Source organism: Comamonas sp. GCA5 (assembly GCF_036541385.1).
Classification (GTDB): Bacteria; Pseudomonadota; Gammaproteobacteria; order Burkholderiales; family Burkholderiaceae_C; genus Comamonas; species Comamonas aquatica.
Window position 1 is genome coordinate 1 of the sequence record NZ_JAZHFR010000021.1, and the last position, 15,309, is coordinate 15,309.

Consider the following 15,309-nt stretch of genomic DNA (forward strand, 5'->3'; position numbering starts at 1 on the left):
CGACGGGTCTTGTTCTGGGCTTCGGTCATGGTGTCCACCTATCTGGTTTGGTGGACACCATCGTTGCCGCTTACGCCGCCGCCCTCAAGGGTGGGATGACCGTGCGCTTACGTCTAGTTTGCAGCGATTGCGGAGGTTCATGTTGGCTGCCCGAACTGCCGGTTTCAGCCAGATAGCAGTCATCCCGAGTACATCGTCAGCTAATCCTCACTGGCTGGTTTCTGGTGTGTAGCTGACAGTGAGGGCAAGCAGCCAAGATGGAGCTCAAGGTCCGCTCTCATCTGATATGAAGGGGCGTTATCGACCCTCAGGAGCCGTTGGTGCTGTAGTAGAGCGGTCATTCAGGCGTCGAGCTGTTAGCGCGACGCCCGCGGTTGCCATGGGCCCCTGACACATGAGGGCTTGCCGACCTGATGCTCGTCGCTGACGACGCCTGCACCAGTTCGTTCAGGATGCCGCACTTTGCCGCCTCACGAACGCCGGTGCACTGGTCCCGAAGCTTTTTCAATTGCTTCTCCAGCTGCCGAAGTTCGCGGATGCGCTTGGCGACATGACCGATGTGCTCATCGAGCAGCACGTTGACCTCCCCACATTCCGCTTGCGGTTCGTCCTTGAACCGCAGCAGCACACGGATCTCGTCCAGCGTCATGTCCAGCGACCGGCAGTGGCGCACGAAGGCCAGCCGCTCGACATGCTCAGGCCCGTAGATGCGGTAGTTGCCTTCGCTGCGCGGCGCCTGCGGCAGCAGGCCTTCGCGCTCGTAGTAGCGGATGGTCTCGACTTGGGTCTGCGCCGCCAGCGCCAGTTCACCGATCTTCATGCCCGTGTCCTTTCCTCAGCTTGCTGCCCTGGGCTGCAGGGCAATGATCGCCATGCCGACCAGGCAGATGCCTCCACCGACAAGGTCCCATCGCGTCGGGACCACACCGTCGACGCGCCACAGCCAGATCAGGGCCACGACGACATACACACCGCCGTAGGCCGCGTAGGTTCGGCCTGCGGCACTGGGATGCAGCGTCAACAGCCACGCGAACACCGCCAGCGATACGGCCGCCGGCAGCAGCCACCAGACCGGCCGACCTTGCGTGAGCACCAACCAGGGCAGGTAGCACCCGACGATTTCGGCAACAGCGGTGACGAAGAACAGTCCGGTGACGCGAAGGAAGTCGAACATGGATCGAAGCTCTCTACGTTTATGACGGGGGGCGCCCAACACTCGGCAGCATAGCCGCTTGACTCTGGAGCCGCTACAGGGTTTCAAATGCCGGCATCGACATTCGAAAGCCCCTCATGAGCGACTCCTGCGGCAGCCACGGCTGCGCCACCCCTGCGGCCAGCCAGAGCCCGCGCTACCGGCGCGTGCTGTGGGCGGCGCTGATCATCAACCTGGCCATGTTCGGGGTCGAACTGGCCGGCGGCCTGAGCTCGGGATCGGTGTCGCTGCTGGCCGACGCCGTGGACTTCTTCGGCGATGCGGCCAACTACGGCATCTCGCTGCTTGTGCTCGGCATGGCGCTGACCTGGCGGGCTCGGGCTGCGCTCTTCAAGGGCCTGACCATGGGCGCCTTCGGTATGTTCGTTCTCGGACGGGCCGCATGGTCGGCCGCTTCCGGCACCGTGCCCGAGCCGGTGACGATGGGCGCCATCGGCGCCCTGGCGCTGCTGGCCAACGTGTCGGTCGCCGCAATGCTCTACGCCTGGCGCGAGGGCGACGCCAACATGCGCTCGGTGTGGCTGTGCAGCCGCAACGACGCGATCGGCAACGTGGCGGTGATGGCCGCCGCGCTGGGCGTCTTCGGTGCCGGAAGCGGCTGGCCCGACCTTGCGGTCGCCTCAGTCATGGGCGTGCTGGCGCTGACCGCCGCGCGCTCGGTCATTCAGCAGGCAAGGGCTGAGCTTCGCCCCGTGCCGGCGCACGCCTGACAGGAGCGACACCATGTCCGACGCAATGCACACCCTGCTGGCCGCGACCCCGCTGCTGGATGTCCACCACCCCGACATCGAGGCGCTCGTCGCCGCCCGTGGCTGGCGCGCCCTGCGCCCCTACGACCGCATCGGTGCCGCCTACGAATTCGTCCGCAACGAGGTCGCCTTCGGCTACAACGAGGGCGACGAGCTGCCGGCATCCAGCGTGCTGGCCGACGGCATCGGCCAGTGCAACACCAAAAGCACGCTGCTGATGACCTTGCTTCGCGCGGTGGGCATCCCCTGCCGCTTCCACGGTTTCACCATCGACAAGACCTTGCAGAAGGGTGCAATCACGGGACTGGCCTACTGGCTGGCCCCGCAACGCATCATCCACAGCTGGGTCGAGGTCAGCCTCGAAGGCCGCTGGATCGCGCTGGAAGGCTTCATCCTCGATGCGACCTACCTCGCCAGCCTGCAGCGCCGGTTTCCGCAGGCCCGCCGCTTCTGCGGCTACGGTGCTGCCACGGCCGACCTGTCGGCGCCCGGCGTCGAATGGCGCGGCCAGGACACCTACATCCAGAAGGAAGGCATCGCCGACGACTTCGGTGTTTTCGACAGCCCGGATGCCTTTTACGCGCGCCACGGCTCCAATCTCTCCGGCCTCAAACGCTGGCTGTACCGGCGCGTCATCCGCCATGCGATGAACCGCAACGTCGCCCGCATCCGCGAGTCAAAGTGGTGAAACCCCACGACCTGCTCGCCTTGCATGCGCCTGGACAAACCCTGTAGCAGCTATACTCTCGGTGATGCGTCGCTTCCTCGCCATTTTCCTGCTCACCATGCTTCCGCTCCAGTTCAGCTGGGCAGCGGTGGCGACTTATTGCGGGCATGAGAGTCAGGCGAGCACGGGACACTTTGGTCACCATGACCATGACCATGAGCACCACGCCGACGCCGGCAGCGATGCCGGGCCGGCTGTTGATGCGGGTGCAGATCTGACCTCGTCCCCGGACGAGGTCGGTGGCGCGAACGGCGACAAGGCGCCAAGCGCCATGGACCTGGACTGCGGTCACTGCCACGGCACCTGCAGCGCGATGCTGACATTGCCTATGGGTCTGCCGGGTGCGCTTTCGACCGCGCTGCCCAGCGTCACCGTCGACAAAACGGGTGGTGCACACGCACCGACCCGACCCGAACGCCCTCAGTGGCTGCCCCTCGCCTGATCGGCGAGGCGGGTCTCTTCCCTTTCTGACGCCCGTTCGCGCCTGAGTGCGCGCCGCAGCCCGCGGCGCCGTCGGGCACGGCGCGACCTGTTGGTCGCCGCTTGCCGATCTCCCGTGGGTTGTTTTCAACACTGGAGCATTGGATGAGAAATCGAACTCGAACGAAGGTCTGGCTGTTGCGCGCCAGTGTGGCGGGCGCTGCGACCCTGTGCGGCACGGCCGTGGTGGCGCAGGCAGCTGCGGATGCCGCAAATGCCGCTGTGGCGCCCGCAGCAGGCAGCACGGAAGCCGCTGCAAGCCCGTTGAATCTGCGACAGGCATTCGACGCTGCCTGGTCACGCCAGCCTGAGGCGATGGCGCTGCAGGCGCGACGTGACGCCACCCGCGCCAAGCAGACAGCCGCCAAGGCCTGGACGCCGGAGCCGGCGGCACTGGAAGTCTCGAACAGGACCGACCGCCTGGGCAGCAACCAGGGCGCGCGTGAACTCGAAGTTGGCATCGCCGTGCCGCTGTGGCTGCCCGGTGAACGTGGCCGCAGCGCAGCGCTGGCCGACGCCGAGGGTGCAGCCCTCGAAAGCCGGGCCCACGCAGCGCAACTGCGCGTGGCTGCCGCGGTGCGCGATGCATGGTGGCAGTGGCAGCGTGCGCGCATCGAGGTGGCCACGGCCCGCGCGCAGCTCGACAGCACCCGCCTGATCGCCGCCGACGTGGCCCGGCGTGCGAAGGCCGGCGATCTGGCCCGCGCCGATCAGCACCAGGCCGAGGGCGCGGTGGCCAGCGGAGAGGCTGCTGTTGCGCAAGCTGAAGCAGGCCTTGCGGCGGCTCGTCAGCATATGCGAGCACTGGCTGGCGTCGCCCCGGCCTTGTCGGGTGCTGACGACACGCCGGCAGAGCCGGACCCCGGCACCACGGCAACTGAAACCGAAGCGCATGCTGCTCTGCAAGAGCTCAAGGACCGTGCCGCCATGGCGCAGCGTTCCGTCGAACTCACTGCCACCCAGTCTCGCGCCAACCCTGAGCTGACGCTGACGACCACGCGCGACCGCGGTGCGCGCGGAGACGCGTCCCAGCAGACCATCACGCTTGGCATCCGCATCCCTTTCGGCGCCGGCCCGCGTTTCGATGCCCGCAGCGCCAACGCACGCGCCGAAGCTGCCGAGATCCAGGCCCTGCTGGCCCTGGAACGTGAGCGGCTCGCTGCAGAACGGGAAGCGGCGCGCGCGCGGGTCGAGGCCTCGCGCACGCAGCTGATGGCCGCCGAACGGCGCGCGCAACTGGCCCGCGAGTCGCGCGACTTCTTCGACAAGTCCTTCCGGCTGGGCGAAACCGATCTGCCGACACGCCTGCGCATTGAGGCCGAAGCCGCCGAGGCAGAGCGCCAGGCCGCACGCACCCGCATCGAGCTCGCTTCGGCGATCTCTGCGTGGCGCCAGGCCCTGGGCCTTCTGCCCCAGTAACCGCCCGTGACGCCATTCAACGAATCCTTCAGGACATCCCCATGAACTTCCCGAATCTCCCGGCTGCACTGTGTGCTGCGGCCATCCTTGCTGCATCCCCGGCCTGGGCCGGCCCAGGCCACGACCACGGTGACGCGGCGCCCGCGGCCGTCGGCCAGGCGCTGCCGCGCTTCTCGGCCGTGTCCGAGACCTTCGAACTCGTCGGCGTGCTCAGCGGCAAGCAGATCACGCTGTACCTCGATCGCTTTGCCGACAACAGCCCCGTGCGCGGCGCGCAGATCGAGCTCGAGATCGGCGGGGCCAAGTTCAAGGCTGAGAAGCATGGCGACGACGAATACGAGGTCGTGCTGCCCGAGGCCCCCAAAGCCGGCGTTTTGCCGGTGACCGCCACGGTGACCGCCGGCAACGAGGCCGACCTGCTGGCAGGTGAACTCGACCTCCACGAGGCGGCGCACACCGAGGAGGCTGCACACGCGCACTCGTGGACGGAATACGCGGGATGGGCGGCGGCCGGCATCGCCGCACTGGCGTTGCTCGGATGGGGCGGACGTCGTGTGATGAATGCGCGCAGCGCCCGCGCAGGAGCTGCAGCATGAAGCGCACCCTGATCGCCTCCAGCTTGGGGCTGCTGATCGCCCTCACAGGGCTGGGCTCCGCCCATGCCGGCCCAGGCCACGACCACGGCGACGCCCCCGCCGCGCCCAGCGCCAACGGACCGCAGCGACAGCCTGATGGCAGCGTCTTCCTGCCCAAGCCCGCGCAGCGCCAGCTGGGTGTGCGAACCGTCGTCACCGAAGCGGCCGAACTGCCCCGCACGGTGGAACTGGGCGCCAAGGTGCTGATGGACCCGAACGCCGGTGGCAAGGTGCAGCCGCTGAACGCGGGCCGCATCGAACCCGGGCCGCGTGGCTTGCCCAACCCCGGGCAGACGGTGCGCAAGGGCGAGGTGCTCGCCTACGTCGTGCCATCGGCGGCGCCCATCGAGCGCTCCAACCAGACCGCGCAGCTCGCCGAGCTGCGTGCCGCGAAGGCCCTTGTCGACAAGCGCATCGCGCGTCTGCAGGAACTGGCCGACACCGTGCCGCGCAAGGAGATCGAAGCCGCCGAGAGCGAAGCCGCCAGCCTGTCGGCGCGGATCGCAGCGGTGGGTGGTGGCTTGTCCACGCGCGAGGCGCTGCTGGCGCCCGTATCGGGCGTGATCGCCTCGGCCAACGTCGTGGCCGGCCAGGTGGTGGATGCACGCGAACTCGTCTTCGAGATCGTTGATCCCTCGCGCCTGCGCATCGAGGCATTGGCCTTTGATGCCACCATCGCTGCCAACGTCGGCACCGCGACGATGGCCCTGGGCAACCAACGTGTGCCGCTCAGCTTCATCGGGGCCTCGCGCAGCCTGCGTGAGCAGGCGCTGCCCCTGGCCTTCCGCGCCCAAGGCGCTGCACTCAACCAGCTGGCCGTCGGCCAGCCGGTGCGCGTGTTCGTGCAGACGAAGGACAAGGTCAAGGGCATCCCGCTGCCAGTGGCCGCGCTGATGAAGAACCCGGCCAACCAGACGGTGGTCTGGGTGAAGACGGCGCCGGAACGCTTCGAACCCCGAACCGTCACCACCGAGCCCCTGGACGGTGTCAACGCCGCAGTCACCTCCGGGCTCGAACCCGGTGACCGTGTCGCGACACAAGGCGCCACCTTGATCAACCAGGTGCGCTGACATGTTCAAGTGGCTACTCGAAAACAGCCTGGCCAACAGGCTGCTGGTGCTGATCGCGGCCGTCGTGCTAATGGTCTATGGCGCGTTCACGCTGACGCGCACGCCGGTGGACGTGTTCCCCGACCTCAACAAGCCCACGGTCACGATCATGACCGAGGCCGGCGGCATGGCCGCCGAAGAGGTGGAGCAGCTGATCACCTTCCCGCTGGAGACGACGATGAACGGCCTGCCGGGTGTGGAGAGCGTGCGCTCCACCTCGTCGGCTGGCCTGTCCTTCCTCTACGTTACCTTCGACTGGAGCGTGGACATCTATCGCGCCCGCCAGCTGGTCGCCGAGCGCTTGTCGGCGATGGAAGAAGGCCTGCCCGAAGGCCTGGTGCCGCGCATGGGGCCGATCAGCTCGATCATGGGCGAGATCATGCAGATCGCGATACCGGTCGACGAGAAGAAGATCAGCCCGATGGCCGTGCGCGAGTACGCCGACTGGGTGCTTCGGCCCCGGCTGCTGGCGGTGCCCGGCGTCGCGCAGGTCATCCCCATCGGCGGCGAGGTGCGGCAGTTCCAGGTGCAGCCGAACACGGCACGCATGGCCGAACTCGGTATCACGCACGACCAGCTGGCGGCGGCGCTGCGCGGCTTCTCGGCCAACACCTCAGGCGGCTTCCTGGAGCTCAACGGGCGCGAGTACCTCATCCGCCACCTGGGCCGCACCTCGCGGCTGGAAGACCTGAGCAACCTGGCCGTGGGCAGCAACCGTGGTCAAGCGATCCTGCTGCGGCAGATCGCCGAGGTGACTTTCGCCGCGGCCATCAAGCGCGGCGAGGGCGGCTTCGAAGGCAAGCCGGCGGTCATCCTGGGCATCCAGAAGCAGCCCACCGCCGACACCATCGCGCTCACGCGCACCATCGAAGAAGCGCTCACAGGGCTGAAGGCTTCGCTACCCGCGGGCATGGAAGCACCGCGCGTGACGTTCCGGCAGGCCAGCTTCATCGAGGCCTCGATCACCACGCTGCAAGGCAAGCTGATCGGCGCGTCGGTTTTCGTCGCGGTGATCCTGTTCTTCTTCCTCGGCACGGTCCGGCCCACCGTGATCGCGCTGACGGCGATCCCGGTGTCGATCTTCATCACCGCGCTGGTCTTCCGCTACTTCGGCCTGTCGATCAACACGATGACGCTGGGTGGCCTGGCGATCGCCATCGGCGGCCTGGTGGACGACGCCGTGGTGGATGTGGAAAACATCATGCGCCGGCTGAAGGAGGACCGGGCGCGCCACCCACAGCACCGCCTGCACCCGCTGCAGCTGGTGGCCAAGGCCTCCATGGAGGTGCGTTCGGGCATCCTGTACGCCACCGTCATCATCGTGCTGGTGTTCCTGCCGCTGTTCGCGCTGCCAGGCATTGAAGGGCGGCTGTTCGTGCCGCTGGGCGTGGCCTTCATCGCCTCGACGCTGGCGTCGCTGCTGGTGTCGGTGACGGTGACGCCGGTGCTCAGCTACTACCTGCTGCCCCGCCTGAAGACGCTGGACCACGGTGACACGCGCGCCCTGGCCTGGTTGAAGAAGCGCTACCGCGGCGGCCTGCAGGCGGTGCTGAACCGCCCCAAGGCTGCCCTGACAGCCGCCGGCATGGCGGTGCTGGTGGCGGGTGCCGCCGTGCCCTTCTTCCCCACGACCTTCCTGCCGCCCTTCAACGAAGGCACATTGCTGGTGGGCATCCGCCTGAACCCCGGTGTCACGCTCACCGAGAGCTCGGCGTTGGCGCGGCAGGCCGAGGTGCTGATCTCGCAAGTGCCGGAGGTCACGCACGTCGGCCGGCGCAGCGGTCGGGCTGAACTCGACGAACACGCCGAGGGTGTGCACGTCAGCGAGCTCGATGTCGGCATCGTTCCAGCGGAGCAGCTGACGCGCACCATGGACGAGGTCCGGGCCGACATCCGCAGTCGACTGGTCAACCTGCCTGCTGCCATCGAGGTCGGCCAACCAATCTCGCACCGCATCGACCACATGCTCTCGGGTGTGCGCTCGCAGATCGCGATCAAGATCTACGGCGAAGACCTGGACGCCCTGCGCGGCCAGGCTGATGCACTGCGTGCCAAGCTGGCCACCATCCCGGGCATTGCTGACCTGCAGATCGAGAAGCAGGTGCTCGCGCCACAGATCAAGGTGCGCGTGGACTACGCGGCCGCGGCGCAGTATGGCGTGCCGGCGCCGCAGATTCTGGCCACGCTGCAGGGCCTGGTGGAAGGTGAGCGAGTGGCGCAGATCGTCGAGGGCAACCGCCGCTTTGCGCTCGTGGTGCGGCTGCCGGAGTCGGCGCGTTCGATCGAGGGTTTGAGCCAGATCCTCATCGAGACCCCCAGCGGGCGGATCCCGCTGTCGAAGGTGGCGAGCGTCGAAGACAGCGACGGCCCCAACCAGATCAGCCGCGACGACGGCAAACGGCGCATCGTGCTGTCGGCCAACGCCTCGGGCCGGCCGCTGTCGGAGATCGTGGCCGACATCCGCAAGGTGGCCGCCGAGACGAAGCTGCCCGAGGGCATGTTCATCACGCTGGGTGGGCAGTTTCAGGCGCAGGAGGAAGCATCGCGACTGATCGGATTGCTGTCCATCGTGTCGCTGACGCTGATGTTCGTGGTGCTGTACACGCGCTACCAGAGCGCCGTGCTCTCGGCTTTGATCATGGTGAACATCCCGCTGGCACTGGTGGGCGCGGTGATCGGGCTGTGGTTGTCGGGCCAACCGCTCAGCGTGGCCGCCATGGTCGGCTTCGTCACGCTGGCCGGCATCTCGGTGCGCAACGGCATCCTGAAGGTCAGCCACTACATCAACCTGATGCGCTTCGAGGGCGAGCACTTCGACCAGAAGATGATCGTGCGCGGCTCGCTGGAGCGGCTGAGCCCGGTGCTGATGACGGCGCTGGTCACGGCCTTTGCGCTGGCACCGCTGCTGTTCGAGGCCGAACGTCCCGGCACAGAGGTGCTGCACCCGGTAGCCGTGGTGATCTTCTCCGGGCTCATCAGCTCGACCCTGCTCGACACCTTCCTCACGCCCGCCATGTTCTGGCTGTTCGGCCGCAAGCCGGCAGAGAAGCTCATGGATGCCAAGGACGCCGAAGCGCTGTGAGCGCGATCTCAACGATTCCCTGTTCCCACTCCACTGAAAGGAAACTCATGAAAGCCAAGCTCTACGCTGCCGCCGTCATCGCTCTCGCCTTGGCCAGCGCCGCCCATGCCGGAGGCGCACACGATCACAGCCCCAAGCATGGCGGCGTGGTCACCGAGGCCAAGGACATGGACTACGAACTGGTCGCCAAGCCGGCTGCGATCCAGTTGCACCTGCGTGACCACGGCAAGCCGGTCGACGTGTCCAAGGCCAGCGCCAAGCTGACACTGCTCAGCGGCACCGAGAAGCAGGAGGTCGAACTCAAGCCGGCCGGCGACAAGCTGGAGGCCACGGGCAGCTTCAAGGTGGGCCCTGGCACCAAGGTGGTCGCCATCGTCACGATCGCCGGCAAGCCGTCAGGAACCGTGCGGTTTGCGCTGAAGTAGGGCGGGCTCGAACATGAGCAAAGCCCAACTCCCCCAGCGCAGGACCCTGCTGATCGGCCTGGCGGCAGCGGGCCTCGTGCCCCTGTCCGGTTGCATGACGAAGCCCCTCCGCCCGGTCAATGCCGACGGCACCTACTGCTATCGCATCGGCAAGAGCTACCGCCCCAAACTGACCTGCACACCGACGGCGGTTCCGACCGATGCCGTCGAAGCCGATGCCAAGCGCTTCGAGGCCGATCCGGCGTCCCTGACCGTGTACGTGCTGCGCCGCCGCTGGGCGGATGCCAGCCTGATGGTGCCCGTGACGGTGGACGGCGCGGCCAGCATCGCAACCATTCCCGAGTCTCTGGCCCGCCTGCGCCTGAAGCCGGGCGAACACCGCCTGTCGGCGCAATGGGAGGGCCGAAGCGTGGACATCAGTGTCCAGGGACGAGCCGGTGACCTGCGCGTCGTCGAACTCATTGGTTCGGGTTGGACCTGGGGAACGAGCTTCAGCTGGGAGGCCGCTCAGACCGATGAGGTCAAATCGCGGGCGCAGGCGTCGAAACTCGTGGCCGATCTCGACCTCCGGCGTTGACGCGAACGCATCCCGACACCTGACACCACCGTGACCCCCACGATCCGAAGCTCCTTGTTTCATCCGGGTGTCGCCGCAGCGCTGGCGGCTGCGGCGCTGTTTGGCGCCGGCACGCCGATGGCCAAGCAGCTGCTGGGCACCGTGGATCCCTGGCTGCTCGCGGGACTGTTGTACCTGGGCTCCGGCGTCGGGCTGGCGCTGTGGCGCCTTTTCACGCGCGCTGAACCGGTGAAGCTAGCAGCCAATCAACGGGGCTGGCTCGCCTGCGCTGTGGTCGCGGGCGGGGTCGTAGGCCCGCTGTTGCTGATGTTCGGCTTGTCGCGCATGCCCGCGTCGGGCGCATCCTTGCTGTTGAATGCAGAGGGCGTGTTCACGGCCTTGCTGGCGTGGTCTGTCTTCAAGGAGAACTTCGATCGGCGCATTGCACTCGGGATGGTGGCCATCGTCGCCGGCGCGCTGGTGTTGAGCTGGCCCGGCGAGGCGCGCATCGGCGAGGCCTGGCCTGCGCTGGCCGTGCTGGGCGCCTGCGCGGCCTGGGCGGTGGACAATAACCTGACCCGCAAGGTGGCGCTCGCCGAGGCGACGTGGATTGCGTCGATCAAGGGGCTTGTCGCGGGCAGCGTGAACCTGGCACTCGGACTGGCCGTCGGCGCGTCCTTGCCGCCAGTGCCGTGGCTGGCCGGTGCGTTGCTGCTCGGACTCGGGGCCTACGGCATCAGCCTGACCCTGTTCGTGGTGGCGCTGCGGTACCTGGGTACCGCCCGCACGGGAGCGTACTTTTCGGTGGCACCCTTCTTTGGCGCAGCGCTTGCGGTGGCTTGGCTTGGCGAGCCGGTCACGCCGGGTCTGCTGTTGGCGGGTGCCTTGATGGCCGCTGGGGTGTGGCTGCATCTGACCGAGCGTCATGACCACGCGCATGCCCACCATGCCGAGGAGCATGACCATGAGCACGAGCACGACGAGCACCACCAGCACGAGCACGCAGAGGGTACCGTCGCTGGCCGCCACTCACATCCCCATCGGCACGAACCCCTGACCCACGCGCACGCACACTTCCCGGACGCGCACCATCGGCACGGCCACTGAGTCTGCGGGTGCACCAAGCCTGGATCGTGAGGCTTGTGGACTGACTGCTTCAGGTGATCGAGGCCTCCGTCCGCTTCTGGCCGAGAGCGCCATTTCGCTCAAGACCCCGAAAGCAGTCGCTGGTTGGTTTGCTCCTGCCAGTGGTTGACAGCTTTGGGGAGCCACGACGATCACGTGCTTCCGGCCAGAAGCAGTCCTTGCAGGCTTTCCCACAGTCGGCTGAGTCAGGCTGGTTGCCTGACGCCGCTGTCGCTCCAGTCAGGGAGTCGCGATTAGCAGGACCTGCCACTGCCGTAGCCGAGAGACTGTGGCAAGTCTTCCTATGAAATGCCGGTGTGCAGCACAAACAAGATGCGATTGAGTGCGGTTTTATTGCTCACGCCGAGCTTGCGTGAGCCGCCTTTGGCGGAAGGAGTGAAGGGCGAAATCAGGGGCTGCAGTTGTCGCCACAGCTCTTTGCCAACGGTTTGTTTGCCATGAGGGAGCGATGCATAAATGCTTCGCATCGGTCTCAAAGGAAAGTGGTGTTAGGTTCTGAAAACATCGCTTTTGCGGCTAACACCATGCGATGGTCAATAAATTTTAATTTTTTATTCTTTTTTGAGGCCGATTTCCTGGACAAATGGACAAGCCAACTTTGAGAATCATGGGCACAGAAGGAGTCCTTTGATGGCCGCATATTATTTTTCCACTCAGCCATCCGAAACTATTGCCGTGCTACTGGCCAGTCCCCGCGCGCAAGCCGCCATGGCAGTGCGTGGTATACAGCTTGCTGCCCAGCAAGCACCTGCCGTTTTCCTGCGCCCTTGCGTCCGCGATGGCGTTGTGGTCTGCGAAAGCATACAAACGCCGCGCACGGCTTACGACCTCCCTGCTCTGGCCCAGCTAACCACCAATTGGCTGCTGTTGACCGACCAACACACCGAGGTGCCGCTGTCTGGGCAAGCGGTAAAAACGGTGCACATCGATGGGATTGCCGATGCCGATATCGCGCAATTTATCGATTTTTTGCTGCGCCACTACAACTTTGACGTGCAGTCCGTGCTGACCGAAGCCGATCTGGACGACTTCTTTGCGCAGTCGCGCATACGCTACGGCTCTGCCGCGATTCGCTGCGACAGCCCTGAGCAGTTCCAGGCCGATATCGACCAGGCTTTTGCAACCATGGCCCCGCTGTTGCGGACGGCAACGAAATATGCCCATATCGTTTTGGAAGGCGAAAAAGCAAAGTTACGACTTTCCATGGGTAGGTATATTCAACAACGGCTGAAGGACTACCCTATCAGCTCCCCCGCATTTTCCAGCACCTACAGCGAACATACGGCTCCCGCCATCCACTGCCATTTTTTACTGTCCCACTGAAACTGCCCCAATGTCTGTCATCACTCCTGCCCACACGGTTCTAGATATTCTGCAGCCTTGGTTTGCACAGAAATCCCACACCTTGCATGCGTTCAGTGCCAGCACGGCATCGTATGAAGAATGGCTGAACTGGGAGCTGTTTGCTGCTTTTCTGCAGCATGGATACCACTGCGAAGGCCGCCCCAGTTACCAACAACTGGGCGATCACTGTCTGAAATCCTTGAAAGGGGATTTGCTCGCCACCCGCCCAGACACACAAGATAAATATCTGATCGAAGTGGCGTTGGTGGGCGCTGGCACGCAAAACAAATGGCGCGAAAAAATACAGCGCGATCATGAAAAATTGCAGCAACTGCAATTGCGCGATGCCAGCCAAAAACTCCACCGCATTCAGCTGGTGTTCCTGGCCTCTTGCGAAGAGCAGGATTTGGTGCACAGCTGGGATGAATGGCTTCAAGGCATCACGTTTTACCGAGACCACCGCGCCCACTGCGCTGCAACCATTGCCCTGAACCACCCCGGTATGGCAACGCAAGGCGAAGCAGCACTGCTGCTGTGGAATGTATAGCGGCTTAAACAGAGAAAACAGCGGTCCTGACCTAACCACCGCGCCTTAGAGACGACTCTAAACCGCTCACGCGGTAGTCCGGTAAGAAGGCCATGAGCGGCAATATACATCGTGCCTCGCCGGACATGGCCATCGTTGAATATCTGCGCAGCTTCCAGCTCTACTTGGTGGATGCTGGCACCTCCCCGATGCCCCAGGGGGGCTATCTCAAGCTGAGGACAGCCATATGGTGTCCAAGATTTATGCCACATCTCTGGTGTGGGGCAGTTTTGCGTGGAAATCAACAGTGCAAAGAGCGCGTGGAATGTATGCAAGCAACCATCAGCACAACCGCGCTGATGGCCGTCCGCTACTCAACGCGGCCTTTACCTGTTGGCAGAAAACTCAAGCCAGGCTTGGGCCAAAGCATCCATCACCGCCTCCGATACCCACTTGCTTTCCAAGTAGCTGCGCGTTTGTCGCAGTGAAGCCTCTATCGGGAAGCCTTTGTCATGTGTGATGTCATAGGCCAAATCACCCACAGGGTCATCACGGCTGGCCTGCTTTTCCAGCCAGCGATAAAAGCGGCTGCGGCTTGCTGCACTTGCTTTTTGCTCTGCCACCAGTGCGGCCAGCTCGGCGGCAAATAGGTTGTGTGCACTACGGGGCGGTAACTGCGTCGTGCCGTATCAGCGGGCCACTTGGCATACGCCTGCAGCTTTATTTGTAGCTGCTCGGCGTGGTTGCGTCGCAAAGTGGTCTGGGCTGGCAAAAATATCGCACATTGAGCAGTAGTACAGCGTGCGGTCTTCTTCATAGCAGTCGCCATGCGCATACCATCGTACTTGTTTGATGAAGTTTGGAATGATTTTGTAGAGATCGCTACAGCATTGCAGCATTCATGACGGTGCTCTAAGCTGCTGCCATGACTCTCACTTCGGACTCCTGGCTGGCTCTGATCATCAGCCTCCCCGCCTCAAGCGCTACGCCACGCATGCGGATTTGGCGCGCCGTGAAGGCATTAGGCTGTGCTGCCTTGCGCGACGGTGCCTACCTGCTTCCAGCGCAAGTTGAGCAAGCTGCGCAATTGCAAGCCCTTGCCGACGATGCGCTGCAGGAAGGTGGCCAAGCCTGGCTGCTACAGGTGCGAGCGCGCGATATAGCCGAACAAGCCACTTTCCAGGCGCTCTTCGACCGAACGGTCGACTACACCCCCTGGCTGGAAGAACTGGCCCAAGCGCGTCAGACACTTTCTGGCCTGAGCGCGACCGAGTTGGGCCGTGTGCAGCGCAAGCACGCGCGGGCCTATGAAGCCATCCGCAGGATCGACTTCTTCCCTGCAGAAACCTCGATCCGCGCCGAAGCCCAGTGGCGGGACTTCAACAACGCCATCGAAGCCCTGCAGTCGCCGGGCGAACCACAGGCCACTGCTGGACGCATAGCCCGGCGCGATCGCATGCAATACCAAGGACGTCTCTGGGCGACGCGCCGCAATCTCTGGGTAGATCGCGTGGCCAGTGCCTGGCTCATCCAGCGCTTCATCGACCCGCACGCACGCTTCCAGTGGCTGGAGGCACCGGCCGACTGCCCTGCAGATGCGCTGGGCTTCGACTTCGATGGCGCGACCTTCACTCATGTGGGCGAGCGCGTGACCTTCGAGGTGCTGCTCACGAGCTTTGGCTTGGAAGGTGACAGGGGTCTCTCGCGCCTCGCGGAGATGGTTCATGCGCTCGACGTAGGCGGTGCGACCACGCCCGAGGCCTGCGGCTTCGAGGCTGTTCTGGCCGGAGCGCGCAAGCGCTGGCCGGATGACGACGCGCTGCTGGTCGACATCGGCGGCGTACTCGATTCGCTCCACGCCCATTTCTCCAGCCCGCGCAAGCCGTAGGCATCAACAA

Annotated in this window: 16 protein-coding genes and 1 pseudogene; 13 read left to right on the forward strand and 4 right to left on the reverse strand. The window is 65.0% G+C overall.

Features of this window, described 5'->3' with window-relative positions; all coding sequences use genetic code 11:
• Positions 1-337: 337 nt before the first annotated feature.
• Both cadR and SJH88_RS07290 read right to left on the reverse strand, forming a co-directional pair.
• On the reverse strand, positions 338-820 hold the full coding sequence (gene cadR / locus SJH88_RS07285) for a Cd(II)/Pb(II)-responsive transcriptional regulator (protein WP_210931401.1): 483 nt from the start codon (positions 818-820) through the stop codon (positions 338-340).
• 15 nt (positions 821-835) lie between these two features.
• A complete protein-coding gene (locus tag SJH88_RS07290; RefSeq protein ID WP_210931399.1) occupies positions 836-1,174 on the reverse strand; it encodes a YnfA family protein in 339 nt (112 codons plus the stop codon).
• Positions 1,175-1,290: 116 nt separating this feature from the next.
• Between SJH88_RS07290 and SJH88_RS07295 the strand changes: the two genes are divergently transcribed.
• The 10 genes from SJH88_RS07295 to SJH88_RS07340 all read left to right on the forward strand — a co-directional run bounded on the left by SJH88_RS07295 (position 1,291) and on the right by SJH88_RS07340 (position 11,502).
• The gene (locus tag SJH88_RS07295) at positions 1,291-1,923 is read left to right on the forward strand and encodes a cation efflux transmembrane domain-containing protein (RefSeq protein WP_210931397.1); all 633 of its coding nucleotides are present in this window, start codon (positions 1,291-1,293) and stop codon (positions 1,921-1,923) included.
• Positions 1,924-1,936: 13 nt separating this feature from the next.
• Positions 1,937-2,650, forward strand: coding sequence for a transglutaminase-like domain-containing protein (locus SJH88_RS07300; protein WP_210931395.1), 714 nt, complete (start codon positions 1,937-1,939; stop codon positions 2,648-2,650).
• A gap of 64 nt (positions 2,651-2,714) precedes the next feature.
• Positions 2,715-3,131: a hypothetical protein gene (locus SJH88_RS07305; protein ID WP_243019183.1), complete on the forward strand. Its 417-nt coding sequence runs from the start codon at positions 2,715-2,717 to the stop codon at positions 3,129-3,131.
• A 143-nt stretch (positions 3,132-3,274) separates the two neighbouring features.
• Positions 3,275-4,588: a TolC family protein gene (locus tag SJH88_RS07310; protein WP_210931806.1), complete on the forward strand. Its 1,314-nt coding sequence runs from the start codon at positions 3,275-3,277 to the stop codon at positions 4,586-4,588.
• Between the two features lie 41 nt (positions 4,589-4,629).
• Positions 4,630-5,184 carry a hypothetical protein gene (locus SJH88_RS07315; RefSeq protein WP_210931391.1) on the forward strand — a complete coding sequence of 185 codons (555 nt, stop codon included), beginning with the start codon at positions 4,630-4,632 and terminating at the stop codon, positions 5,182-5,184.
• Positions 5,181-6,293, forward strand: coding sequence for an efflux RND transporter periplasmic adaptor subunit (locus tag SJH88_RS07320; protein WP_210931389.1), 1,113 nt, complete (start codon positions 5,181-5,183; stop codon positions 6,291-6,293). Before SJH88_RS07315 ends, SJH88_RS07320 begins: the two co-directional genes overlap by 4 nt.
• Position 6,294: 1 nt before the next feature.
• Positions 6,295-9,414 (forward strand): efflux RND transporter permease subunit, encoded by a 3,120-nt coding sequence (locus SJH88_RS07325; protein WP_210931387.1) that lies wholly within the window; start codon positions 6,295-6,297, stop codon positions 9,412-9,414.
• Positions 9,415-9,461: 47 nt separating this feature from the next.
• The gene (locus SJH88_RS07330) at positions 9,462-9,839 is read left to right on the forward strand and encodes a hypothetical protein (RefSeq protein WP_210931385.1); all 378 of its coding nucleotides are present in this window, start codon (positions 9,462-9,464) and stop codon (positions 9,837-9,839) included.
• A gap of 13 nt (positions 9,840-9,852) precedes the next feature.
• Entirely contained in the window at positions 9,853-10,416 is a 564-nt protein-coding gene (locus SJH88_RS07335; RefSeq protein WP_210931383.1) for a hypothetical protein, read from the forward strand.
• A 30-nt stretch (positions 10,417-10,446) separates the two neighbouring features.
• Complete coding sequence (locus tag SJH88_RS07340) at positions 10,447-11,502, forward strand: DMT family transporter (RefSeq protein ID WP_274754046.1); 1,056 nt, start codon at positions 10,447-10,449, stop codon at positions 11,500-11,502.
• Positions 11,503-11,777: 275 nt separating this feature from the next.
• On the opposite strand, the pseudogene SJH88_RS07345 reads toward SJH88_RS07340, so the two are convergent.
• A pseudogene (locus SJH88_RS07345) lies at positions 11,778-12,008 on the reverse strand (transposase); the annotation flags it as partial.
• A 163-nt stretch (positions 12,009-12,171) separates the two neighbouring features.
• On the opposite strand from SJH88_RS07345, the gene SJH88_RS07350 reads away from it, so the two are divergent.
• Together SJH88_RS07350 and SJH88_RS07355 are read left to right on the forward strand one after the other, a co-directional pair.
• Positions 12,172-12,864, forward strand: a complete 693-nt coding sequence (locus SJH88_RS07350; protein WP_003074462.1) for a hypothetical protein — start codon at positions 12,172-12,174, stop codon at positions 12,862-12,864.
• Between the two features lie 10 nt (positions 12,865-12,874).
• Positions 12,875-13,432 carry a hypothetical protein gene (locus SJH88_RS07355; RefSeq protein WP_003074459.1) on the forward strand — a complete coding sequence of 186 codons (558 nt, stop codon included), beginning with the start codon at positions 12,875-12,877 and terminating at the stop codon, positions 13,430-13,432.
• 365 nt (positions 13,433-13,797) lie between these two features.
• Here SJH88_RS07355 and SJH88_RS07360 read toward each other — a convergent pair whose 3' ends face one another.
• Positions 13,798-14,034, reverse strand: coding sequence for a YozE family protein (locus tag SJH88_RS07360; protein WP_198462145.1), 237 nt, complete (start codon positions 14,032-14,034; stop codon positions 13,798-13,800).
• Positions 14,035-14,336: 302 nt separating this feature from the next.
• Here SJH88_RS07360 and SJH88_RS07365 point away from each other — a divergent pair, with 302 nt between their 5' ends.
• On the forward strand, positions 14,337-15,299 hold the full coding sequence (locus tag SJH88_RS07365) for a chromate resistance protein ChrB domain-containing protein (RefSeq protein ID WP_198462144.1): 963 nt from the start codon (positions 14,337-14,339) through the stop codon (positions 15,297-15,299).
• The last annotated feature ends 10 nt before the right edge of the window (positions 15,300-15,309 follow it).